The following is a 23,472-nucleotide window of genomic DNA, read 5'->3' as shown; positions in this document are numbered from 1 at the left end:
TTATTGCTTAATGATTTTATCTGTAAAAACACCTTTGTTTGAAGTTGCTTTTAAAATATACAATCCTTTAGAAAGTGATTTTAATGAAACGTTGGTTGCTGTTTGATTTCCAATTAGTTTCTTTGAAAGCACTAATCGCCCTTGTAATGTATACAAATCGATGGTATTAATTGGGTTTTCCCCTTGAATATATAACGTTTCTGTTGTTGGCTTTGGAAATGCTTCTATAGTAGCATCTAAATTAACTTCATTGACACTTAACGGTTGTGCAACTGTCGTAACTTCGTCATTGGTAATAATTGGTGCATTGAAATCAAAAAAGATTTCTGCTTTATTCATAAAAGTATCATTCACAACTAATGTAGATTTTGTCTTTATTTTAAACAATACATATCCATCGTTTGTAGCGTCATCAAAAGGCAAATTAATATTTTCAAATACAAATTCTACTTTTTGCTCATCTACTCTAGTCACAAAATCATGACTACCTTCAATAACACTTAGTGAACTAATATCATAACTAGCCGCATCAATATCATCCTTTACAACTACATTGATGGCACTTGCAGTTCCTGTATTTTCAAATCGGATTAAATAATGAACATACTCTCCTACTTTATCTTCTGTAATTGTGTTTCCTTCCAAACAAGTTTTATCATTTGGATCGAATGAGTTTACAACCGTTTGTACAAATGTTTGCGTGTTATCATCTTGTGTTTCATCGGAAGCTGTTGGTATTATGCTTGCTGTAAAGGTTAACTCATCATCTCCGTTTAGAGGAAAGTTGCCATCCGTTGGTGTATTCAAATTCATTGTATACAAAATACTTCTCGATTCAAAAGGAGCTAAATTTGTATAGTTCCAACTTAAACTTTCTGTATTTTGTATGTCTACAGTTGGATTCGCAATAACCAAATCCATATAATCATCCTCAAACATTAAATTCACTGTTCCTGATAAAGTTGTTGTTCCTTTATTCTTGTAAACAATTTTATAATCTGTATCAAATCCTGGTCGCGCTTCCTCTAATGGAATAATAGTGATTTCGAGATCATTATATGTTCCGCTTGGTGTGATACAAAAATCTTGAATATTTGGACTTGCATCTGTTGGAAAATCTACAGAAATACTTATTGGACTCACCGTAAAATATGTTGGATTCTCTAATTGTGGTGTAATTGTATGCATTCCTTCGCTTAGTGGAATTTCATAATTTCCAGAAGTATCAGCTGTAAATATTCCTGTGTCTGTACCATTTGTGATGGAAAATGAAATATTAGGAAATGCTTCATCATTCATGTCGCAACCATTAGCATTAGCATCTAATTTTACTTCTCCTGAAACTGTATAGAATGTTCCGCCTGGTGTAAATGAGCAATAACTATTTACGACACAATCAGTATATCCATAACTATTTACAAAATTTTGAACTGCTTGAACCTCGTTAGCATCAGCGCAAACGTATTGCAGTGTTGAATTAGAACCAAAATCTAAATTTGTTATTAAATGGTCCCCATTTTTAAGAGACAAAGTTTCTAATTGATTATTTCCAGCGAAAAAAGTATGAAGATTTCCATTTTGAGAAACATCCAAATCTGTGATCTGATTTAAAATACAATCAAAACGATATAGAAGTGGATTTGAAGTAACATCAATACTCGTTAATAAATTTGAAGCACAAGCAAAAAATTCTAAATTAGGGCACATTGAAACATCCAAATTTGATAAAGAATTATATTCAACATTCAATGAAACTAAATTTAGACATGTAGTAACATCTATATTAGAAATAGAATTATTAGGAATTGATAGAGTTTTTAGATTGGTATTCTGAGTTACATCTAATTGACTAATACTATTATTTCCAATTTGTAAATTTTCCAAAATTAGATTTTGCGAAACATCAATGACAGAAATCTGATTAAAAAAACAATTCAATTCTCTTAAATTGGTATTTGATGTGACATTAATAGCTGTAATGGAATTGATTTGACAATCCAACTCCTCCAAGCTAGAGCCGAAAGATAAAGTACTCATGTTGTTGTTAGAACAATTTAAAATCAATAGATTCTGATTTGCTGTAACATCTAAACTTGTTATTTGATTCTCTTTACAGTTAAGTTCATCTAGATCTAGGCTTCCTGAAACATTCAAGCTAGTAATTTCATTATCATCGCAATACAGTTTTTTAAGATTTGACAGAGAAGAAAGATCCAATACTCCATTTAAGTTATTCCCTGAGCAATCTAAAATTTCTACATTAACAAACGCTTCAATACCAATAAGGTTATTTATGAAGAACTCCGATACAATCAAATTAGTGACTGTTTCGGCTTCAGATACTTGTATTTCATTGTCATTATTATAATCAATATCAGAATCTAAAATACCATCTCCATTCGTATCTACAATATTACCTGTTAATAGTCTGCTTTTAAAATTAGCATCAGGAATATTTACAGTTTGTGCTGTGAGCGTTTGCCCTATTAAGATAAAAAGAAGAGATAGAAAGTATATTTTTTTCATATGGTTATTTTTAATGCAATGTGAGCAAAAATAATAATTTAATTGTCTTTTTTTAACCAATAAGAAAAATTCATTAACATTTACTATATCCAAAACTTTACATTTTTTTTAATTTTTAGATTCATTAAGCTAAACTTTCAAAATCAAGAGAAAAATAATAGCGATGTACAAAATGTATATCACAAAATGGCTGAATAAGAACGATGCACATATATGTGAAAACCACGCTGAGAAGCGTGGTTTTTTGTTGGTTTTTTATTCGTTGAAAATGTGTATTAGTTGACTGGAGAGCTTGAAGCTGGTTCTGAAGAAGATTTAGAATTGCTATCTCCATCACCACAATCATGCAATTTGTCAGGTCCTGTTTGTGAATAATTTGTACATGTGAAATTTCCTCCCGAAGCACCTCCGTGAATAATGCTACTAATATTTGACTTTTTTACAGTTTTGTTCTTTGAAAATTCACTAATTGATCTTAATTTTTTCATGATATAAGGTTTTATAGTTATTTTTTAGATATTGATTAAAGATTTCTTATACCAAACTCGTTATTTAATTTACAGGAGAATCTGAAGCTGGTTCTGAAGGAGATTGGTAATCTCCATCCATATCACCATAATCATGTAATTTATCAGGTCCAGTTTGTTCATAATTAGTAAACGTGACACGTCCTTCCCAATAACCTCCGTAGATAAAATTACCTATGTTAAGCTTTTTTACAGTTGTATTCTTTGAAAATTCACTAATTGATTTTAATTTTTTCATGATTTTAAAGTTTTATGGTTATTCATTTAGACTTTAGCTTTAAGCCCATTCCGCTTCATAAGGATTGTAAGCACATTTTCCTTCTAGTTGCCACAGTTCATTTACTTTTTTAAGTGGTTTACGATCGCTCATACACATATATCTATGTTCACAATCTTTACAAACTGCTATAGTATCTTTATTGATATTCCAATATTTTTGAAAACCCTCTTCTTTTAAAATACTTTCTAAGGCATCTTGATCTACCTGTCCAAAAACTTCCTCACAATTAGGTGCATTTTTAATTTCTCCTGCTTCATTTATATATATTTTTCTATTAAAAAAAGTATTATGGTGTTGCGATTCCATAAACATGTCTTTATTTACCAGAAAATTACTAGAGTTTGAAACATGTGGACTATTTGCCTCTAATGTCTCTGAATGGTAAAATAATGGCGTTTTAATTTCATCTAAAATTTCAACTTTTCGCTCATTTGCATCATATATATGAATGCTGTAAATACGATTATTTTTTATTGTTAATTGATTAAAATACTCCACATTTTTAGATGCATCAAAAGGAAGAAAAAGCTCAAAAGAGCGACAACGAGATTTCCCGAAAATACGCATTGCTTCTTCAAAATGTAACACATAGGTTTCAACATCTAAAAAGCGAAAGCTAATAGCTCCACAACCCAATGCTTCTACTTCATTATATATTTTTTTAAGTGACGGGAAAGTTTTTGTCGAAATATCTATAATAAGTGTTGATATTTGAAATGGCGAATGCCAAGTCAAATCTATTTTCGGAAAACTTTCTTCTCCAAAATTGCTAAAGAAAATAAATTCGTTCTGTGAAAGATATTCAAAATACTCTACAATTACTTCTTTGTTCTCCTCTCCATAATCATCAACAATATTCTGAATTGTTTTTCCATTATATTCAATCAAAATATCATATAACACATTAGGTATATATTCATAAGACTTTCTTTGAAGGTCATATACCACACTTTGCGCAGCGCCTTTGACAATCATACATGACGCAAAAAAATAAAATTTATCATTCATCTGAATCATTTTTATAATATTCGTTATTAAAAGGCATGTGAATCATTTTATAAAATGGCTTGCTAATCACAAAGTCAGATCGATAAAAGGTTGAAGTATCGTACCTGAAAATTGAAATTTGTTTGTTAATATCTTTCGTTTTTTTTAGATAAAAAGGCAATGCTACACCAAGATGTTTTTCGGCAATTTTTGCCAACTCAGGTATTGTTTTTTGTTTTTCAGTCATGGCGTATTAGTTTTTCAGCAATTATTTTTTCCAAACAATAGTTACAATTCTCGGAAACCATTCCAAGTTGCCCTACAGGATTTACTTCTAAAAAGTAAAATTTTTGTGTTTCTTTTTCAACTAAAATATCAATTGAACCACTATTTAGCCCTATAAGTTTCATTAATTTTTTTAGCCTATCCTCTTCTTCCTCAGGAAGTTTAAAAGGTACATACCTATTAGGCTTTCTACTATTATAATTTCTAAAATCAACACTTGTTGAAGCATCATTTTGAGAGAAAATTGCCATTGAATAATACTCATCCTCAATAAAAAAGGTGCGAATTTCAAAGGCTTTTTCTATTTTATTTTGAAATAATGTAGGGAAGAATGTCTTTGGCAATGCCTCGATCTCTTTTTTAGATATTAATTTAGTTAATAAATCTAATTTTTCTTCTCGTAAAGATAAAAGATCAGCATCAACTATACTCTTAGTAATTAAGTCTCCAACTTTTTCATAAAATGATTCAACATCATTTTTAGAAGTAGTAATTATAAGTTTTGGCACCATAATTCCTACACTTTTTGCTAGCTGTAATGTTTCTAACTTATTAAGTTTACCTCTTGATAAGCCATAATCTGGTATCCACTTTTTATCATTAAACAAATTAAATATAGTACTTGGAACACCATTCACTTCTCCTAAAAGATACCCATGGTAAGCTCCTAAAAAATAACGTTCTTCTTCGTCTAGATTATTACGATCAAATTCTTTACGAATAGAGTTTACAGAACGATTACTCCATCTTCGATACCAAATAACATTTACATCTTTACTTTGTATTGTGAAATTTTCTGTTTCAATATATGATTCATTATAATTTACATTAAACTTCTTGTTAAAATAAAAGTCTTCTCCGTTTATCCGTTGAAAATTTGCTTTGTAGAAACTCAACCAATCTATTAAATCGTTAGTTGGTTCATCAATAGAATCATGAGATACAATTAAAATCATTTGCTAGTATTTATTAAACAAGTAAGGTTGCTCGATGTGTTCTAGCAACCTTACTTTTATGAATTTATATTACTATGCTACTGGAGTGCTATCAGCTGGTTCAGCTGGTGTTGTACTTCCTGTATCTGTATCACTACAGTCATGTAAATTTCCTCCAGAAGACTTACATCCTGTTAATGTATATCCTCCTGCTCTACCTCCGTAGATCATATCGCTAAAATTTAATTTTTTCATTTTAGCATTCTTCGAAAATTCGCTGATTGATTTTAATTTTTTCATGTTCTTAAAGTTTTGTGGTTATGTTTGCTATTATTTAAAGACATGCAAACTTTATGTCTACGACTTTGAATTCATTGTCTGTATCTTCCTTATTTCTTCTATATATTCTTCAACCGTATTGAGCCCTATTTCTTTTCGTCTCTTATTTACTGTTGAAGGTTTTTTGAGTTTTTTTATGTACGGTTTATAATTTTCATCGTATCCAACTTGAGTTCCATACAATTGCTTTTTACCAATGTTTACCTGTACTCGGTCATATAAATATGCATAATCAATTTTATCAACATTTTCATCCTTTAACTCTTTTTTCATTGCTTTCAAAACTGCTTTTTGAAAATCGGTGTCATGATCGCAGTGTTGAACTAATAACCAAAAAGTATGTGATATTTTTTTTCCGTTAGCATCTATTGTTGGATACCCGTATTCTTTAAAATAGCTTTTAAGTGTATTACAATTTGTTCTGAAAACAGTATATTTCTTTTTTTCTAAATCTGACTTGTTTACTTTTTCGTCGCTCGTATTAATTATTAGATTTTGGATATCTTGATCTTCTTTATACATGACCCGTAAGTCACTTTTCATTTTTTCTGTGTAAGGAACATTTTTAGTTTTACAAGCAGTAGTCATCATAAGAATTAAAAAAATTACACAAATAAACCTCATAAAATACACTGTTTTTAATTTCACTATAAAGTCATCTATCGTACTGCTTTTTAACAAATTTATGAATCAAAGCTATTAAATAAAATAAGAATTCCCTCAATAAAAACATTACTATTATTACGTTTTTATTGTACTTTTCTTACTATTTTTTTATTATATTCTATAATAGATAAATAATAAATACTACAATTATTAGAAGATTTTATTTCCTATGAGTTCTTTTTAATAAAAAGCTTTATAAATCTAAGATGACGCAAAAAGTCTATTTTGAAATTACAATCATTTGATGTAGAAAGAGAATTCAATGGTATTAATTGAGTTTTTCACCTATAAACTTAACCTACTAAAAGTAAGAAAAGCACTGATGTCGTTTAACAATTGATATCTAAATTTTGATAGAAGCATCATTAAAAAAATTGTCATCAGTATCTAATTTTATTCAAAACACAAGTTCACTTGCTTTTTCACACTTATTTATTTACAAAAATTAGTAGTAAAAATCGGTTAACAGTGTTAAAACTCAAATGCAATAGTAAAACTACGGATTCACCGTAAACAACTCGCATTTCTAATATTTACTTTTACAGCATAATCAACAACCAATACGCCATGCTAAAAAATATTTTAAATCTAAAAGGATCAAAAGCATTGACTAAATCTTCTCAAAAAGAAATATTAGGAGGACGAAGACCAGCTAAAAGTTGTAACTCACAATCTGATTGCACTATAAATCAAATTTGTCAAAATGGAACATGTTTTAATTGTTATGATCCATTTACGGGCTCATGGTTTTGCTAACATAAAACAGGCATACTAAATATTCCGTAACTAATTTTTGAAATAAAATATACGGTTTTACCTTACAAAGTATATCAGTTTTTAAATCTATATTAATTAAAACAGAAGTACTTTTACAATATATATAATTAGTTTATTTTAAATTTTAAACTGACTTAAAATTGAGTGTTAGTGCATAAAATATACTAGGAGAGAAACAGTCAAGAATTTGTATCATTTTTTCATATGTGAATTATTAAGTTAATACTAAGTTTTCTTCAAATTTAATCGAGACGTTTCTCTCCTTTTTTTATGCCACTAAAAATTGCTAATTATATTTTCTAAAAATCAATAATGTCTTTAAGATTTTCTTTTTCGTGAAGATTCAACTTACAACCTTGAATGCGCTCTACTAGCTTTTAAAAATTGAGTAAAACCCATCTGGAAGTCAAAAATGAGATACCGCTCTACAGCAGCATTAATTCAACTTACAACTTTGAATTCGCTCTATGAGCTTTTCAAAATTGAGTTTCATTAAAAAAAGCAGGCCGTAAGCCGAATCCTGTCAAGCCTTATCATTTATCTAAAATTACTGTTACCAATAACTTTTATCTGCCTACCCTTGAGCATCGAGCGTGCCGCTCTTAAGCGCTCATATACATGGCATTGCACCTCGTAGAGTTTACCTGATTTCACTACAGCATTACCTGTACATTCTTTCTGCTGCACTTGTCCTCGCCTTACGACGGACGGATGTTATCCGCTACAATTGCACTATGGTGTCCGGACTTTCCTCTCCTTCCCTAAAGAAGCAGCGATAAGGTAGCCTGCTTGTCGGCAAAAGTACAGTTTTGTATGGAATTAAGACACATGTCACCCAAAATATCTTTTTCACAAAATACAATTCAAAAAACTGTTGATAAAAACAGACAACTATCTACCAATTTGCTATGTTTGATTAGATATGTATTGTTATATTTGCCTCAAGAAGATTACCCTATTTCTATGGAACATTTCATTGTATCAGCTCGTAAGTATAGACCACAAACCTTTAAAGATGTTGTGGGGCAACAAGCGATTACAAATACTTTAGAAAATGCCATAGAACGCAGTCATCTTGCACAAGCTTTGTTATTTTGTGGACCACGTGGTGTTGGAAAAACTACTTGCGCCCGAATTTTAGCTAAAAAGATCAATCAAGATGGTACGGAGAATCCTGATGAAGATTTTGCATTCAACATTTTTGAACTGGATGCTGCTTCAAACAACTCTGTAGATGATATTCGAAGTTTAATTGAGCAAGTGCGTATTCCTCCGCAAGTCGGAAAATATAAAGTGTATATTATTGATGAGGTACACATGTTGTCGCAAGCAGCTTTTAATGCGTTTTTAAAAACCTTAGAAGAACCGCCTAAACATGCTATTTTTATTCTGGCAACGACCGAAAAACACAAGATTATTCCAACTATTTTATCTAGATGTCAAATTTTCGATTTTAAACGAATTGGTGTCAAAGATGCAAAAGGGTATTTAAAATATATTGCCGAAAGTCAAGGTGTAGAAGCTGATGATGATGCCTTGCATATTATTGCACAAAAGGCAGATGGCGCTATGCGTGATGCACTTTCAATTTTTGATAGAGTGGTGAGTTTTTCTGGAAAACAGCTCACACGACAAGCCGTTACTGAAAATTTGAATGTGCTTGATTACGAAATTTATTTTAAGGCAACCGATTTAATGTTGGAAAATAATATTCCGCAATTGCTCGTAGATTTCAATGAAACTTTATCAAAAGGTTTTGATGGTCACCATTTTGTTGCAGGAATTGCTTCTCATTTTAGAGATTTATTAGTCTGTAAAAACCCAGCAACAATTGCACTTTTAGAAGTAGGCGATCAAACGAAACAAAAATATTTAGAACAATCGCAAAAAACGTCACAACAGTTTCTGATGAAAGGAATTGAACTGGCAAATGATTGTGATTTAAAGTATAAAACCAGTCGAAACCAACGGCTTTTAGTAGAATTATGCTTAATGCAACTTGCCTCTATCAATTATGATGGAGAAAAAAAAAATAGCAAGCGGTTCATAATTCCTGCTACTTTTTTCTTAGCACATGGCAAAAAGATTGATCCGTTAGCTAAGGTTACTACAGCTACAACTCCAATAACAACTCAAGCGCAGTCACAATCGCAGCAAGTCCAATCTGCGGAAGCGACAACAGTAACACCTGAAAATGTTTCGGCTCCAAAAGTAGAAACACCGCCACCGCCAAAACCAAAGATTGATATTTCGATGATGCGAAATAAAGTTTCTGGTTTGTCACTTTCGAGCATTAAAGCAAAGCAAGAACATTTGAAGAAACAACAAAGCAAAGTTGTTGATCAGAAAGCATTGCCGAAAGATCCGTTTACGGAAGAACGCATGTTGGAAGTTTGGAATGCTTATGTAGCAAAGATCGATAAAAAAGGAGAAAAGATTATGGCTTCACTCCTATCTACCGATGTTCCTAAACTGAAAGATAACACCATTATTTCCATTGAGTTACCCAATGAAACGATGCGTATTGAAATTGAACGCGCGCAATATCCCTTGTTAGAATATGTACGTGCTGAGCTGAATAATTATGATGTTGCATTAGAAATTGATGTCAACGAATTGACGGTGAAGAAATACGCATTTACAACACGTGATAAGTACGAGAAGTTGAAGGAAATCAATCCGTTGGTAGAACGATTACGTAAAGATTTTGATTTAGAAATTTAATAGTTAGTATGATGTTAGGTTTAAAATTGCCAACCGATCCACGTTGGGTAGACATTGCAGAGAAAAATATTGAAGAGATTTTAACAGATCATGCTTTTTGTGAGCAGAAAGCTGCAAGTACAGCTATTTCTTTGATTGTGAGTTTTCCTGAATATCCTGAATTGGTAGAAGCTATGATTGCTTTGGTAAAAGAGGAAATGAGTCATTTTAAAATGGTTCATGATCATATTTTAGCTAGAGGCTGGAAATTAGGACGCGATCGAAAGGATGCATATGTTTCTAAATTACTGCAATTTTTCCCTAAAGGTGGAAGCAGAACTACGCAAATGGTGCATCGATTATTATATGCTGCTTTGATTGAAGCTAGAAGTTGCGAACGTTTTAAGTTGTTGTCTGAAAATATTAGCGATCAGGAATTAGCAACTTTTTATAAGAATTTAATGGTGAGTGAAGCCAATCATTATACTATGTTTTTAGGTTTTGCTAGGCAATATGGAGATCGTGAGGAAGTGGATGAGAAATGGCAATCCTTGTTAGATTTTGAAGCTGAAATCATGAAAGATTTGGGTACTAAGGAGACGATGCACGGATAAGTTAGACGCGCTTGCTTTTAGATTTTTAGATCGCTGCCGCTCTTAGATTATTAGATTTGCTGTCGCACTTAGACACGCTTCGCTCTTGGTATTTTGGTAGAATTCGGAGAGTGTCAATTCGAGTGATTTTCGAAATGAAATGAAGAAAATTGTATCGAGAATTACTTTGATGTTAGACGCACTTTACTTCGACAGGCTCAGTACAAGTGCTCTTAGATTATTAGATTTGCTGCCGCTTTTGGAAGCTCGTTCTTTTACTCGCTCATTGTAAAACATCAATTTTTGTAGTTCTTTATGGAGTAAAATACACGTTTGCACACCATATTTATAAATCACGAGAAGCTCTACTAGAGAACATTCAATAAATACCATACTTTTGTTGTATATATTATTAACACGCTACGCTATGAAAAAAATCTACGCTCTTATTTTAGTACTTCTTGTTAACTATTCATTACAAGCACAAGACGATCCTGATTTATTAGGAACTTGGTATTTACATTATATTGAAACGAATGGGAGTACTATGTATGTTCCTGACAATGGCGGTTCTACTGTTCACCCTTCTATTATTTTTTCAAACCTAGTTGCTGATCCATTTGTAAGTAATGCGACAGGAGATGGTATGTGTAATAATTTTTTCTCACATTATACACTTCCAAGTAGTGGTACTCTCACGACTTCATTTTTTAGTAGAACGTTTGTTATTTGTGAACCTGGAGCTTCTTATGAACTAATTTACTTTACAATTTTAGAAAATGAACCAACGAGTACTTTTAGTTATACTATTGATCTCACAAATAATACATTAACCATGATTGATTTGTTGGGAGAAAAACTTGTGTACGGAAGACAAATCCTATCTGTAAAAGACAATGAAGCTTTTTCGAGTAGCATCAAAATTTATCCAAATCCTGTTCAGAACGAACTATCAATGACTGGAATTTCTACGAATTCAAAAACGAGTTATTCTATTTATAATACTTTAGGAAATATCATTATTTCAGAACGTTCTTTAACGCAAAAAACCTTGGATGTTACGCAATTAAAAGCTGGGGTTTATTTTATTAAGATTCAACAACAAGGAAAATCTGCAGTGAAGAAGTTTGTAAAAATATAGAACTGCTAGTGCACTTAGATTCTTTTTTAACACTCTATTATTTCAGAAGTTTATTCTCTATTTCTTATATATTTATTTTCAACAAACTTTAATTCTATGAAAAAAATTTACGCTCTTATTTTAATACTACTCGTAAATTATTCACTACAAGCGCAAGATGATCCTGATTTATTAGGAACTTGGTATTTGCATTATGTCGAGGCATTTGGATCAACTACGTATGCTCCTTATGGAAGTAATTATGAAATGGCTATTACAAATTCTGGAGATCCTGAAGCTATATCTGGCAATAGTACTTGCAACTCATTTGTTTCTGATTACGAAATTTTGAATAACAACTCATCTATTCATATTAATAGTTATACTGAGACATTAGGTTTTTGTGATGATCCATTTGAAGGTTTACATCTTGGAGTTATGTCTAGTTCCTTAAGTGGTAATTTCGACTATGTTATTGATTTGACAAATGAATCCTTGACAATGACTAATTATCTTGGAAGAAAACTGGTTTATGGAAGACAAGTTTTATCTGTAAAAGATAATGAAGCATTTTCAAACAATATTAAAATATATCCAAATCCAGCAAAAAGTAAACTTTTTATTTCTGGAGCTTCCACGAATGCTAAAACGACATACACCGTTTATGATCTTGTTGGAAAAACTATCATTACAGAAAGTTCATTACAACAAGATCATATAGATGTTTCAATTTTAAATACTGGAGTTTATTTTTTAAAAATTAAAACCGATGGAAAGTTTTCTATGAAAAAATTTATCAAATTATAACCTTTTTTATATGCTTTTTTCCATCTGATGTTTTGATTAATAGTATATACATCCCTTTTTGATATTTAGAAACATCTATTGTTTTTGTTTTTAAAAATGTCTGTATAATGCTGCCTGTATAACTATATAGTTTCAGTTCATCAATATCATTTTCACTATGAATCTTCATATATTTAGTCCTTGAATTAAGAGATACAGATATACCGTCTAGAACTATTGACTCTCTTATCGATAGCATACTTGCGTCCTCTATCAAATAGTCAAAATCATCAAAAAAATACGTCCCAGTATCTTGTCCGCACATTACTTGAATTTCAATACTACTTGTGTTTTCTCTTACTGTATACACAAATTCATACGGTTCATTGAGATACGAAGTTGTTAAGTTATAGGTAGATGAAGGAACAAATCTACTGACCCCATTTTCAACAGCTTTTACTCTAAGTTTGAATCGTTGATCATTGCTATTCGCTTTAGCGTAACAGGTAATCGTTACTTTTTTACCTGTTAAATCTTGTGTGTATTCCTTATTTTTTAATAATACTTTATTATATCCATTTGCAGTTACTACTTCTATTTTTGCAGCAGCAGTTCCGCTTCTGGCATTTGATGTAGCGTCTGAGAATGTCGCATTCGTTGTTCCTAATGATAAAAAGCTCCAATCTACAGTATAACCACATTCAAAGTTTGGATTCATAATAATACTTTCTGTTGAAGGATCGCAAATTGGTTCTGTTTCTGAGCCCAATAAGGCATCTTTTACATCTTCTACCCAAATGGAAGTGTCTACAGAAGCATCTGAATAATAATTAATCGTATTTGGGTTGTCTGTTCTTTTATGAATGGTTTTGTTCGATTTATTACCAGAACACCAAGCCGAAAAAGGGAAACCTCTGCTTATTGCTGCTTCTGCAATGAAAGCATGATACGCTACTCTATCTTCATTTACAGGACCGCCATACATTCCATACACTCCAGTATTGTACAAGAAACCGTTTTCATTATCTGCTCCAAATTCTCCTAAATATATAGGTATATTGTTTGTATTTGACCATACTAACACCTCATCAAACTGTGAATTTATGGTTGTTTTTTGAGCTAGAGTTCCCCAATTGTACACATTGTATTGCTGCTTAGAAGAACTTGTAAAATTGAATGGTTGGTAATAATGAAATGTTGCTATTAAGTAGTCATCGCTTGTAATAAGAGCATCACTTATTTGCAATGGAGCTAAATATGAATTAGCTCCACCGCCAGTAATTATGATATTTCTTGTTGTGTTTAATCCTTCTGTTGATCGTATACTATTTATAATTGTCATATTTAACGTATCAACTTCCGTCGCACTCATATGAAAATAGGGTTCATTGATAATCTCAAATAGTAAGTTTTCGGAATGATTTTTAAATCGATTTGCTATGGCATTCCATATTGCCTTAAATTTTTCATTATCTGCCAATCGTTTTGCAGAAGTTGGTGCTGTATATTCGCTTCTACTTGAATCAAATGTGTAAATAAATTCCGATTTTAAAGTAGCTCCGTGAAAGTCTAAGCTTACTATTAGTCCTGCATTTAAAGCCCAATTTATAATTTCTTCTACTCTATTTAAGTATGTAGAATCAATAACATAATCTGTAGGCAACCCTGTGTAATTTCCTAATGTTCCAGGATCGCTGGAATATACTGAAGTATCGCCTGATGTTCTTGTTCCGAAGAAATCTGTTGGAATTCGAACATTAGTAAAGCCTTCATTTGCTAGATCTATAAAGAATTGTTCATATACAACTGGCGCCCAATTCCCTTCAATTGGAGCACTTAGTACATTTCCTAGATTCATTCCTCTTCCCATTTGCGTCACCATTTCTTCTGGTCCAGTCTGAGAATAGCATATCATAGAAGTAAATAAAAATATCGCAAGAATTGTTATTTTCTTCATGATTAATTTCTTTGAGAAGTTTTTTCTTTATTCTTAAATATTTCTTTCGATTTTTCTTTATCATACAGATGAGGCATCAAGTATTTCCCTCTGTTTTCACCTTTATCAACTTCAACGAATCTTTCTTTAGGGTTTTGTTTTAAATAAGGATCGTTTCGTTCTGCTGTTAGTTGCCAAGAAACTTTTTTTCCAGAAATTCCTCCAGCAATTACAAAATTTCCATTCGTCAGTTCTCTTTCTATATATAATCCTGACATTGCAGCTCCTATTGGTGTAAGTTGATAACTAGGGTTTTTATTGATAGATTCATAATAATCAGGCATTGCAATTACGGCTTTTCCGTTAGCATCAAATGTAGCGATACCTCTGTATACGTTTAGAATTTCATTTGACTCTATTGAAAAATGCTTTAAGTATTTATTTTCTGGGTCTAAAGGATGGTCTATTTTAAATGTTTTTGTTCCAGAAGCAGACAAGTTTCCATTGGCATGAATAGCATTGTTAGAAACTCCCGTATTTTGTCCTACAACACCATAACTTCCTGTATGACTTGTTAATCCAAATACTCCGCTTCCGCTTCCTGTATTTTCTCCTTGTATTGCATATCCTGAGCTTTGACTCAATCCATAAACTCCAGTTCCTCCTGCGGTATCAGTTTGTCCATAGACGCCGTTTCCTGTTCCTCCGAAGTTAAATCCATAGATTCCATTTCCTGTACCTGTATTTCTTCCAAATACACCAGAAGCACTATTTGTACTGGAACCATATATAGCACGTTGCGCAGCTCCTGTTCCGTTTGTATGTACCGATAATTGACTTGTAGACTCTCCATCGGTATTAATAAAAACTCTTCCAGCAGAAACAATTTTCATTCGAAGTTCACCATTGGTGGAAAACCCTAATTGATTTGTTCCCGCTTTATACATGCCAATTCCAGAGTCCGTTTGCCAAGAATACGCTGGCGCTGTTGCCGAACCACTTATATAAGCATGCATTCTTCCAGGAGTAGATCCGGCAGTGACTTCAAATCTATCTAAGTTATTTGTTTTAATCCGCAATCCATTATTATCGGTTGTCCCTAAAAAATGATTTGTGGTGCTTGTTCCTGTATTTCCTGTAGTTTTCCAAAAGAAAGGGTCACCAACAGGAACCCAAGCTGAGCTATTCCAATAATAAAAACCAATGCCTGTAGTTGCGTTGGTGTTGTATACTAATAAACTTTCTGTACTTCCTCCTGTAACTGGAGCTATTGTACTTAGGTCGGAAATACTAATTCTAGGTATCAGCATACCTTTTTCTGTACTTGTGACATCAAGCATACTTCCATCAGCTGGAGTAGTTGTGTTGATTCCGACTTGAGCATTTGTAATTGGTGTTAAGGAAAAATAAAGCAATAGAATTCCTAGCACCCTCGTGAGTAGTGTTTTTGTGTTCATGGTAGGTTAATTTTAGATTAAGACTTCTCCCTAAGATACTAATTTACACTTACAAAAACTACTGATTACTAGCCTCAAAAGGCATTTTTACAGTTTTAACATACTGAGTTTACGCGCTTATAATACATTTTAGCAATTCTGGAATAATAATGACTCATAATTGCTTTTGGTAAGAATTTTTTTACTATTTTAAAATATAATAATTTAACCTACCATGTTATGAAATACAAACTAACCTCCATTTTACTTGTGGCCTACAGTATGTGTATGGCACAACTCACCGTTAAAAATTCTGCTTATTTATTTGTAGATACAGTTCCTATTTATGTAGAAGGTGAAGTTAATTTGAGTGAAGCTAATAGTCAACTCTATTTACGAAATGATTCACAATTGCTTCAAGGAATAACTTCAACAGAAAACTCAGGCATTGGTGAACTGAGTCTACAACAGGACGGAACTGTGAATCAATTCGCATACAATTATTGGTGTTCTCCTATTGGAAATGTTGATAGCAATACTAGCGTCAATAATTCTTTTAGAGTAGATTTACTAGATGATAGTACTGGGACAATTACTAGTACAGATGCATTATTTACCGCTGCTCAAGATGGTATATCGTCTCCGCTTACAATCTCTTCTAGGTGGTTGTATACATATACAACTAGTACGAGCTATAATGATTGGAATTTTGTTGGTTCAGCTGGAGCTATCAACCCTGGTTTAGGCTTTACGATGAAAGGTACTAGCGGCAGTAGTAATAATCAAAATTATGAATTTAAAGGAAAACCCAATAATGGTACTATCGCCAACAATGTATCTACAAGTCAATGGACACTTATTGGGAATCCATATCCAAGTGCTATAGATGCCGTAGCGTTTATTCATGATCCTCAAAATGTTGCGTCTATTACAGGCGATTTATATTTTTGGGAGCAAGACCTTAGCGTTAGTTCTCATTATATTGAAGATTATGTTGGCGGTTACGCTACTTATACTATTTCTTCAGGTGGTGTTGATTCTTTTACGCCAGCAACATTTACGACATATTCAGGCAGTGGTGTTCCTACTAATATCCCTTCAGGAGCTGGAAAGAAAACAGCAAAACGCTACCTCACAATAGGTCAAGGTTTTATGGTTGAAGGAATTGCCAATGGTAGTGTATTTATGAAAAATTCACATCGTACGTATTACCCAGAAACAGAAGCAGACACTTATTTCTTTAGACCAAGTTCTGAAACACCTATCTACACAAGTGAAGATCCTGATGATTTAGACACCTATGGTTTAAACATTGTTCCGGATGACTTTAAACGTTTTAGAATAAATGTGGACTTTAATAACACATATACAAGACAACTTTTAATGAATTTTCATGCTACAGCCACAGATGGATTTGATTATGGTTTAGAAGGAAAAAGTCCCGAAGATGTTGCTTCCGATGCTTATTGGGTTTTAGACGACGTTCCGTACGTTATACAGGCTTATGCATACGATAATACGCTAGCCATTCCATTAGTTTTAAAATTAGATACTGATCAAGCTGTACGTTTTCGCATATTCGACATTCAAAATTTTGAAGAAACTCAAACAATTTATTTACATGATAAGTTAACTAATTTTTATACCAATCTTACAGTACAAGATTTAGAAATTAATTTAGCAGCGGGCACATATAATGATCGATTCGAAATTGTTTTTAATAGACAAGTGTTATCTACTCCGTCTGTAGACGCTACCATGTTCAGCATCTCTCAAAATAACGAATTAAAATCCTTATTTATTCATAATCCACATGCAATTGATATTACCGAAATTAATATCTATGATACAACAGGAAAGCGGATTTTTAAAAATAATCCTTCATTTCCTAAACTTGAATATAAAATGAGTACAGCTAATTTAAGTAGTGGTGTGTATATTGTAAAACTAAAAACGAATACTACAACTACAAGTATTTTTAAAAAAGTAATTGTTCATCACTAATTATTAAAAGAATCTGAAGTTTATATTTTCATTTAGATGATGTTATTCAACTTTAATATTAGTATTCTTTAAAACACAAAAAAGGTCAANNGTTTGACCTTTTTTGTGTTTTATAATGTATCTAGAAATCTAACGATCTAAAGGTAAAGCCGTTTCTAAGAGCGAAGCGATCTAAAAATCTAAGAGCGTTGGCAAGTCTAAATTAAAGTCTATATGTAACTCCAATTTGAATGACAGCGTTTTTACCTTCTATATTTGGCGCTCTGTCTTCATCAAACATATCAGCTAAACCTAAGTTATAACGTGCTTCTATAGCAACATTTTCTAATACTGTTAAGCCAATTCCTCCATTTATACCAAAGTCAAAGTTTTTAAAACTATCTTCAAACTCATGAATTTTCACGCCAATTTGCGGCCCTAATTGAATATTTAAGAAATCTGTTAATTCATACTTTAGCATTAATGGAACTTGTAAATAATCTGCTCGTAAGTTTTTTTCTTTCGCACCTTGTGCAGAGTATAGAAATTCTGGCTGAAAGCGTATTTTCTCAGCTAAACTCATATCTATGAAGAATCCGGCAACAAATCCAATTCTTGAATCATTTAAACCGTCTTGGATATCATTTAAGTTGGTACCGCTATAATTTGAAATGTTGACTCCTATTTTGAATCCGTAACGCGTTTCAGTATCAGCGCTTACATAATCGTCTACGTCTATAGATTCATCGCTTTCTTTTATTGTTTCTTGAGAAAAGGCAACGAATGAACACATTAAGAATGAGAGAAGTATCAGTTTTTTCATCTGTGAGTTTTTTATTTTAGGTTGTACAGATTCTTTTTTTTCGAGTACGAATCTGGTGATTTTTAGTTAATTCTTAAAAGTAATTATACCTATATCAAAAACTTAAAATATTCGATCCTAATTTCGTTTTTTTCGATGTTTCGAAGAATAATGTCTTTATAATGCCATCTGCAAGTCCAATTTTAGGCACATATATCTTACGTGCTCCACTCCATTTGCATGCAGAAAGGTAAATTTTGGTTGCAGGAATTATTACATCGGCTCTATCTGGGTTTAGTCCTAATTCAGAAATACGCTCTTCATAGCTTAAACTTTGCAAGAATTGATATTGGGCATTTAGATAGATATACGATAATGGTTCTCCAATTGGAGTTCCTGACATTTTGTATAATTTATTGATGTTTCCGCCCGAACCAATTAGCGACAATCGCTTTAAATCTTTCGTGTTTTTCTTGATCCATTTTTCAATATCTTTCCAGAAAGTATCCGTAATCATTCCGTTTAATAAACGTACTGTTCCAATTTTGAAAGATCGTGAGGTTTTTATTTTTCCATTAGAGAAAATAGTAAATTCTGTACTTCCTCCACCAACATCTACATAGAGATAGTCTTTTTCTTTGGCGATGACATTGTGGAGATCGGTAGAAGCAATGATTTCTGCTTCACGTTTTCCATCAATAATATCAATTTGGATGTCTGCTTTTTTCTTGATTCTTTCTACAATAGCCGCACCATTTTTTGCTTCGCGCATAGCAGAAGTTGCACATGCCATATAGTTTTCCACACCATGAACATCCATCAATAAACGATATGATTTCATAGCATTTGTCATGCGTTCTACATTGGTTTTAGAAATTTCTCCGTTGGTAAATACGTCTTGTCCCAAACGAACAGGCACACGTACTAACGAACTTTTTTTGAATTTTGGTTCTTTATCGTCCTCTTCAATTACATTTGCAACTAACAATCGTATAGCATTCGACCCAATATCAATGGCAGCAAATTTTCTAATTCTCAAAATGGATATTTTTTATGTGTTAATTTGATATTTTTTCTAAATAGTAATCATACGTTGCAAATTGTGAACGCACTTTTATCAATTGATTTTCACGGTATGCATTGTCTTGTTTTTCAGAGAACACACGAGCTTTGACATTATCACTCCAACCAATATTGAATGTGTCTAGCAATTCTTTTTTGATATCTTCATCGTATATCGGACATGAAACTTCTACCCTTTTATCTATATTCCGCGTCATCCAGTCGGCAGAAGAAATGTAGATTTTTGGATCACCATTGTTTCCAAAGATAAACATTCTTGGGTGTTCTAAAAACTTGTCTACAATACTTATTGCATCAATGTTTTCGCTCATTCCTGGAATTCCTGGAATCAGACAACAAATTCCACGAACTATCAACTGAATTTTTACACCAGCTCTACTCGCATCATATAATTTGTCAATAATTTTATAGTCCGATAAACTGTTGACTTTTATTTTGATATACGCTTCTTTTCCTTCTTTTGCATTTTTAATCTCTACATTGATGAGTTTATTGAAAGCGTTTCGCGTGTAATGTGGCGACACAATTAAGTGCTTGTATTTGGCAACTTTATAATTGGTTTCAAAGAAGTCAAATACTTTGGCTACTTCTTTTAAAATATTTTGATCGGACGTAAAAAGTGTATAATCCGTATAAATTTTTGCTGTAGATTCATTCACATTTCCTGTACTTACAAAACCGTAACGGACAATTTTTCCATTTTCTCTACGCTCTATAACACAAGTTTTGCTATGTACTTTTAACCCTTGCACACCAAAAATTAGGTTTACACCTTCACTCTGCATTTGTTCTGCGTATTTGATATTGGCAGCTTCATCAAATCGTGCTTGCAATTCAATTTGAACCGTTACTTTTTTACCATTTTTTACGGCATTTACAAGTGAACTCGCTACATGCGATATTTTTGCCAAACGATATACCGTAATTTTTATGTTTTCTACTTTTGGATCTAAAGCAGCTTCACGCAAAAAACGAACTAAGTATGCAAATGTGTGATACGGCGCATATTGAAGGTAATCTTTTTGTGCTATTTTCTCAAAAATACTTCCTTCTCTACTTAAGCCTTTTATTGGCAATGGCGGATATGATTTGTAGAGTAAGTCTTTACGACCTAAGCTAGGAAAAGACATGTAATCTTTACGATTGTGATAACGTCCACCAGGAATTAAGCTATCAATATCATCGATTCCCATTTTGTCTAGCAAGTATTCAAACGTGTTTTTATCAATCGTTTTATCGTATACAAAACGAACAGGTTCCCCGCTTTTTCTACCTTTTACACTGCTAGATATTTTTTGGATAAAACTTTTTGTCAAATCATTATCTATGTCCAATTCTGCATCACGCGTAATTTTAATCATGTGTGCAGACAGGGTTTCGTATTCAAAAATACTGAAGATGTTTCCTAAAGAATGACGAATAAGATCATCTAAAATGATAATGTATTGTTTTTCTCCTTCACTAGGCAACACAATAAAACGATCAATTGATTTTGGAATTTCAATGAGCGCATATTTTATTTTTTTGACACGTGGCTTAAAGAAACGTGTTACTTTACTTGTGTTTTTGGTTTGCTCTTTCATCACCATACGAATTGCCAAATACGCAGCTTTGTCTTTTAAACTTGGCATTTCGTCAATATCATCCAAAATAATAGTTACTAAGGCTGGACTTACTTTTTCTAGAAAGTATTTTTCAATGTACTCACTTTGACTTGAGGAAGCTTTTTGCTCATTGACGATAAAAATATTTTCTTTTTCTAAGGCTAGTTGAACTTCATTCAGAATGCGTAAACTTTCGGCCTGCTGCTTGATTACTATTCCTGTAATCTGTTCTAACAAGTCTTTTGCTTTAGTTCCTCCTAGTACGCTTCTTCCTCCTTTTCCTGCTTGTGCAATACGTTTTACAGTTGCATAACGCACTTTAAAAAATTCATCTAAATTGTTTGAGAATATTCCAATGAAACGCAAACGTTCAATGAGCGGAACCGTTTTATCGGCAGCTTCTTGCAATACACGGCCATTGAATTGCAGCCAGCTTATTTCTCTGTTAATGTATTTGTTTTTGGTTTGCTGCATTATTTTAAATCTTTAGGGAATACTTTTAATATTGTTTTGCCGGCATTGATGGTTTCCCATGAATCTGTATCAAATTGTATTACAACAACGCCGCTAGTTGGTACATTGTCAAAAAATTGACTTCCATACGTATTTGCCACCGCAGTAATGGCATGATTGTGCCCAAAAACCATTAAGGTGTTTACTGCATTATCACAAGATTTTATTGTATCTACTAAACCTGAACCTCCAAAATCATACATACCTTCTTTTATGACTACTTTGTTAAACGGATATTTGAGACAACGTGTAAATATTGCACACGTATGCAAAGCTCTGTTTGCTATACTGGAATAGATTGTTTCTGGTGTATCAATTTTAGTTGCGATGTGATTTGCTACCAAATGTGCATCTGTAATTCCGCGAAGTTTGAGTGTACGATCTTTGTCATCTACAGGATATTCCCAAGATGATTTTGCATGTCGTACGATGATTAAGGTTTTCAATGTGTTTATTTTTAGTTAAGGTGCCAAACGTTCTATTTTCCACGAATAGTCTTCTTGCAATTGGTAACGCATTCTGTCATGTAATCGATTTGCTCTGCCTTGCCAGAATTCTATTTCTTGCGGCTTTACAATATATCCTCCCCAATGCGATGGACGTTCTATTTCTTTCCCTTCGTATTGTGCTTCTAAATTTTTCAGTTTTTCTTCTAAATGTTCTCTAGATGGAATTACCGTGCTTTGATAAGATACCAATGCGCCAAGTTGACTTCCGCGTGGACGTGATTCGAAATATCCATCAGATAAGTTTTCTGCTATTTTTTCGATGCTCCCTTTTATAATAATTTGTCGCTCCATAGCTGGCCAAAAAAATGAAATACAGACATTCGGATTTTCTGCAATTGCCAAGCCTTTTTCGCTTTCATAATTCGTATAAAAGATGAATCCTTCGTAAGTATATTTTTTAAGTAAAACGATTCTACTTTTAGGAAAACCATCCAAACCAATAGTACTTATCGTCATTGCGTTTACTTCCGCAACTGTTTCCGATCGTTCTACTTCCATAAACCAATTGCGAAACATCTCAATAGGATTTTCGACACAGTTTTCTTCTAATAGTTCGCTTTTCTCGTAGGATTTACGGTACTCACTTAAATCTTGTTTCATGCACTTTCTTTAGCGTATGTATCAATACATTATAGATACTGCAATTTACAGCTTTTCGTTCGTATTGAGAAGTAAAAACGAATGCTTTTGCATTAAGTTTTCATCAAGTTATTTTAACAACTTTTAGGCATAAAAAAAAGGACAACCGATGTTGTCCCTTTTCTACATTATAAAAAAATAGTTGTAGTTACTTTTCTTGACAGTGATCAAAACAAATTGATTCCATAAAAAACAAACTTAAACAAGGTAAACCTGATGTCCCTCCTTTTACACTTGTCGTTTTCAGATTAGAAATTGATTTTTTGTTCAATGTTAAGTTTTTGAGTTCTCTTTTTTTCATGATTTAAAATTTTAGATGCTTCATTTTTTATAGGTTTTCAGCAATACCTTTCAATCGATTATTGCAACCAAATTAGAAAGGATTTTACACGAAAAAAAGTGTGCTTAACTTAAATTAGATGATTTAAGTCCGTATAAATTCA

General features: G+C 32.4%; 22 protein-coding genes and 1 other RNA gene. 6 read left to right on the top strand and 17 right to left on the bottom strand.

Translation table 11 applies throughout. The features are described 5' to 3' along the window. From ACRBBL_RS26275 to ACRBBL_RS26240, 8 genes are all read right to left on the bottom strand, one after another. Positions 1-2,526: a DUF7619 domain-containing protein gene (locus ACRBBL_RS26275; protein ID WP_431372078.1), complete on the bottom strand. Its 2,526-nt coding sequence runs from the start codon at positions 2,524-2,526 to the stop codon at positions 1-3. 275 nt (positions 2,527-2,801) lie between these two features. Then, entirely contained in the window at positions 2,802-3,014 is a 213-nt protein-coding gene (locus ACRBBL_RS26270) for a hypothetical protein (RefSeq protein ID WP_431372077.1), read from the bottom strand. 64 nt (positions 3,015-3,078) lie between these two features. After that, on the bottom strand, positions 3,079-3,291 hold the full coding sequence (locus ACRBBL_RS26265) for a hypothetical protein (protein ID WP_431372076.1): 213 nt from the start codon (positions 3,289-3,291) through the stop codon (positions 3,079-3,081). 39 nt (positions 3,292-3,330) lie between these two features. Then, positions 3,331-4,341 (bottom strand): grasp-with-spasm system SPASM domain peptide maturase, encoded by a 1,011-nt coding sequence (gene gwsS, locus ACRBBL_RS26260; RefSeq protein WP_431372075.1) that lies wholly within the window; start codon positions 4,339-4,341, stop codon positions 3,331-3,333. After that, positions 4,334-4,567 carry a hypothetical protein gene (locus tag ACRBBL_RS26255; protein ID WP_431372074.1) on the bottom strand — a complete coding sequence of 78 codons (234 nt, stop codon included), beginning with the start codon at positions 4,565-4,567 and terminating at the stop codon, positions 4,334-4,336. The genes gwsS and ACRBBL_RS26255 overlap by 8 nt, the downstream gene beginning before the upstream one ends. Then, the gene (gwsG, locus tag ACRBBL_RS26250) at positions 4,560-5,561 is read right to left on the bottom strand and encodes a grasp-with-spasm system ATP-grasp peptide maturase (protein WP_431372073.1); all 1,002 of its coding nucleotides are present in this window, start codon (positions 5,559-5,561) and stop codon (positions 4,560-4,562) included. Before gwsG ends, ACRBBL_RS26255 begins: the two co-directional genes overlap by 8 nt. Positions 5,562-5,633: 72 nt before the next feature. After that, positions 5,634-5,840 (bottom strand): hypothetical protein, encoded by a 207-nt coding sequence (locus ACRBBL_RS26245; protein ID WP_431372072.1) that lies wholly within the window; start codon positions 5,838-5,840, stop codon positions 5,634-5,636. A gap of 57 nt (positions 5,841-5,897) precedes the next feature. Then, complete coding sequence (locus ACRBBL_RS26240; protein ID WP_431372071.1) at positions 5,898-6,422, bottom strand: DUF6624 domain-containing protein; 525 nt, start codon at positions 6,420-6,422, stop codon at positions 5,898-5,900. Between the two features lie 690 nt (positions 6,423-7,112). Here ACRBBL_RS26240 and ACRBBL_RS26235 point away from each other — a divergent pair. Beyond that, a complete protein-coding gene (locus ACRBBL_RS26235; RefSeq protein ID WP_431372070.1) occupies positions 7,113-7,301 on the top strand; it encodes a hypothetical protein in 189 nt (62 codons plus the stop codon). Between the two features lie 515 nt (positions 7,302-7,816). Here ACRBBL_RS26235 and rnpB read toward each other — a convergent pair. Then, an RNA gene (gene rnpB, locus ACRBBL_RS26230) (RNase P RNA component class A) lies at positions 7,817-8,114 on the bottom strand. 171 nt (positions 8,115-8,285) lie between these two features. On the opposite strand from rnpB, the gene ACRBBL_RS26225 reads away from it, so the two are divergent. The 4 genes from ACRBBL_RS26225 (at position 8,286) to ACRBBL_RS26210 (ending at position 12,545) form a co-directional block, all read left to right on the top strand. Beyond that, a complete protein-coding gene (locus tag ACRBBL_RS26225; RefSeq protein ID WP_431372102.1) occupies positions 8,286-10,046 on the top strand; it encodes a DNA polymerase III subunit gamma/tau in 1,761 nt (586 codons plus the stop codon). A gap of 11 nt (positions 10,047-10,057) precedes the next feature. Continuing rightward, entirely contained in the window at positions 10,058-10,639 is a 582-nt protein-coding gene (locus ACRBBL_RS26220) for a tRNA-(ms[2]io[6]A)-hydroxylase (protein ID WP_431372101.1), read from the top strand. A gap of 406 nt (positions 10,640-11,045) precedes the next feature. Next, positions 11,046-11,759, top strand: coding sequence for a T9SS type A sorting domain-containing protein (locus ACRBBL_RS26215; protein WP_431372069.1), 714 nt, complete (start codon positions 11,046-11,048; stop codon positions 11,757-11,759). A gap of 96 nt (positions 11,760-11,855) precedes the next feature. Continuing rightward, complete coding sequence (locus tag ACRBBL_RS26210; protein WP_431372068.1) at positions 11,856-12,545, top strand: T9SS type A sorting domain-containing protein; 690 nt, start codon at positions 11,856-11,858, stop codon at positions 12,543-12,545. On the opposite strand, the gene ACRBBL_RS26205 is transcribed toward ACRBBL_RS26210, so the two are convergent. Together ACRBBL_RS26205 and ACRBBL_RS26200 are read right to left on the bottom strand one after the other, a co-directional pair. Further along, complete coding sequence (locus ACRBBL_RS26205; protein ID WP_431372067.1) at positions 12,535-14,481, bottom strand: cellulase family glycosylhydrolase; 1,947 nt, start codon at positions 14,479-14,481, stop codon at positions 12,535-12,537. The genes ACRBBL_RS26210 and ACRBBL_RS26205 overlap by 11 nt on opposite strands. A gap of 2 nt (positions 14,482-14,483) precedes the next feature. Beyond that, positions 14,484-15,917 (bottom strand): hypothetical protein, encoded by a 1,434-nt coding sequence (locus tag ACRBBL_RS26200; RefSeq protein ID WP_431372066.1) that lies wholly within the window; start codon positions 15,915-15,917, stop codon positions 14,484-14,486. Between the two features lie 219 nt (positions 15,918-16,136). Here ACRBBL_RS26200 and ACRBBL_RS26195 point away from each other — a divergent pair, with 219 nt between their 5' ends. Beyond that, on the top strand, positions 16,137-17,900 hold the full coding sequence (locus ACRBBL_RS26195) for a T9SS type A sorting domain-containing protein (RefSeq protein WP_431372065.1): 1,764 nt from the start codon (positions 16,137-16,139) through the stop codon (positions 17,898-17,900). Positions 17,901-18,102: 202 nt separating this feature from the next. On the opposite strand, the gene ACRBBL_RS26190 is transcribed toward ACRBBL_RS26195, so the two are convergent. The 6 genes from ACRBBL_RS26190 to ACRBBL_RS26165 form a co-directional block, all read right to left on the bottom strand. Then, entirely contained in the window at positions 18,103-18,702 is a 600-nt protein-coding gene (locus ACRBBL_RS26190; RefSeq protein ID WP_431372064.1) for a porin family protein, read from the bottom strand. Positions 18,703-18,796: 94 nt separating this feature from the next. Continuing rightward, positions 18,797-19,723 (bottom strand): Ppx/GppA phosphatase family protein, encoded by a 927-nt coding sequence (locus ACRBBL_RS26185; RefSeq protein ID WP_431372100.1) that lies wholly within the window; start codon positions 19,721-19,723, stop codon positions 18,797-18,799. Positions 19,724-19,739: 16 nt separating this feature from the next. After that, the gene (ppk1, locus tag ACRBBL_RS26180) at positions 19,740-21,842 is read right to left on the bottom strand and encodes a polyphosphate kinase 1 (protein WP_431372063.1); all 2,103 of its coding nucleotides are present in this window, start codon (positions 21,840-21,842) and stop codon (positions 19,740-19,742) included. Continuing rightward, positions 21,842-22,327 (bottom strand): SixA phosphatase family protein, encoded by a 486-nt coding sequence (locus ACRBBL_RS26175; protein WP_431372062.1) that lies wholly within the window; start codon positions 22,325-22,327, stop codon positions 21,842-21,844. The genes ppk1 and ACRBBL_RS26175 overlap by 1 nt, the downstream gene beginning before the upstream one ends. Positions 22,328-22,342: 15 nt before the next feature. Continuing rightward, entirely contained in the window at positions 22,343-22,990 is a 648-nt protein-coding gene (gene pdxH, locus ACRBBL_RS26170) for a pyridoxamine 5'-phosphate oxidase (protein WP_431372061.1), read from the bottom strand. 187 nt (positions 22,991-23,177) lie between these two features. Then, on the bottom strand, positions 23,178-23,330 hold the full coding sequence (locus ACRBBL_RS26165; RefSeq protein WP_431372060.1) for a hypothetical protein: 153 nt from the start codon (positions 23,328-23,330) through the stop codon (positions 23,178-23,180). Positions 23,331-23,472 lie beyond the last annotated feature (142 nt).

Source organism: Kordia sp., from assembly GCF_050633145.1.
Lineage (GTDB): Bacteria > Bacteroidota > Bacteroidia > Flavobacteriales > Flavobacteriaceae > Kordia.
The sequence above is the reverse complement of the archived record's forward strand: the minus strand, read 5'-3'. Positions and strand labels throughout refer to the sequence as shown.

Excerpts from the sequence above, each read along its gene's own strand:
- gwsS (WP_431372075.1), bottom strand. The coding sequence starts at position 4,341 with ATGAATGATAAATTTTATTTTTTTGCGTCATGTATGATTGTCAAAGGC.
- gwsG (WP_431372073.1), bottom strand. The coding sequence starts at position 5,561 with ATGATTTTAATTGTATCTCATGATTCTATTGATGAACCAACTAACGAT.
- ACRBBL_RS26245 (WP_431372072.1), bottom strand. The coding sequence starts at position 5,840 with ATGAAAAAATTAAAATCAATCAGCGAATTTTCGAAGAATGCTAAAATG.
- ACRBBL_RS26215 (WP_431372069.1), top strand. The coding sequence starts at position 11,046 with ATGAAAAAAATCTACGCTCTTATTTTAGTACTTCTTGTTAACTATTCA.
- ACRBBL_RS26240 (WP_431372071.1), bottom strand. The coding sequence starts at position 6,422 with ATGAAAAGTGACTTACGGGTCATGTATAAAGAAGATCAAGATATCCAA.
- ACRBBL_RS26265 (WP_431372076.1), bottom strand. The coding sequence starts at position 3,291 with ATGAAAAAATTAAAATCAATTAGTGAATTTTCAAAGAATACAACTGTA.
- ACRBBL_RS26275 (WP_431372078.1), bottom strand. The coding sequence starts at position 2,526 with ATGAAAAAAATATACTTTCTATCTCTTCTTTTTATCTTAATAGGGCAA.
- ACRBBL_RS26235 (WP_431372070.1), top strand. The coding sequence starts at position 7,113 with ATGCTAAAAAATATTTTAAATCTAAAAGGATCAAAAGCATTGACTAAA.
- pdxH (WP_431372061.1), bottom strand. The coding sequence starts at position 22,990 with ATGAAACAAGATTTAAGTGAGTACCGTAAATCCTACGAGAAAAGCGAA.
- ppk1 (WP_431372063.1), bottom strand. The coding sequence starts at position 21,842 with ATGCAGCAAACCAAAAACAAATACATTAACAGAGAAATAAGCTGGCTG.
- ACRBBL_RS26200 (WP_431372066.1), bottom strand. The coding sequence starts at position 15,917 with ATGAACACAAAAACACTACTCACGAGGGTGCTAGGAATTCTATTGCTT.
- ACRBBL_RS26205 (WP_431372067.1), bottom strand. The coding sequence starts at position 14,481 with ATGAAGAAAATAACAATTCTTGCGATATTTTTATTTACTTCTATGATA.
- ACRBBL_RS26225 (WP_431372102.1), top strand. The coding sequence starts at position 8,286 with ATGGAACATTTCATTGTATCAGCTCGTAAGTATAGACCACAAACCTTT.
- ACRBBL_RS26165 (WP_431372060.1), bottom strand. The coding sequence starts at position 23,330 with ATGAAAAAAAGAGAACTCAAAAACTTAACATTGAACAAAAAATCAATT.
- ACRBBL_RS26220 (WP_431372101.1), top strand. The coding sequence starts at position 10,058 with ATGTTAGGTTTAAAATTGCCAACCGATCCACGTTGGGTAGACATTGCA.
- ACRBBL_RS26270 (WP_431372077.1), bottom strand. The coding sequence starts at position 3,014 with ATGAAAAAATTAAGATCAATTAGTGAATTTTCAAAGAACAAAACTGTA.
- ACRBBL_RS26195 (WP_431372065.1), top strand. The coding sequence starts at position 16,137 with ATGAAATACAAACTAACCTCCATTTTACTTGTGGCCTACAGTATGTGT.
- ACRBBL_RS26255 (WP_431372074.1), bottom strand. The coding sequence starts at position 4,567 with ATGACTGAAAAACAAAAAACAATACCTGAGTTGGCAAAAATTGCCGAA.
- ACRBBL_RS26190 (WP_431372064.1), bottom strand. The coding sequence starts at position 18,702 with ATGAAAAAACTGATACTTCTCTCATTCTTAATGTGTTCATTCGTTGCC.
- ACRBBL_RS26210 (WP_431372068.1), top strand. The coding sequence starts at position 11,856 with ATGAAAAAAATTTACGCTCTTATTTTAATACTACTCGTAAATTATTCA.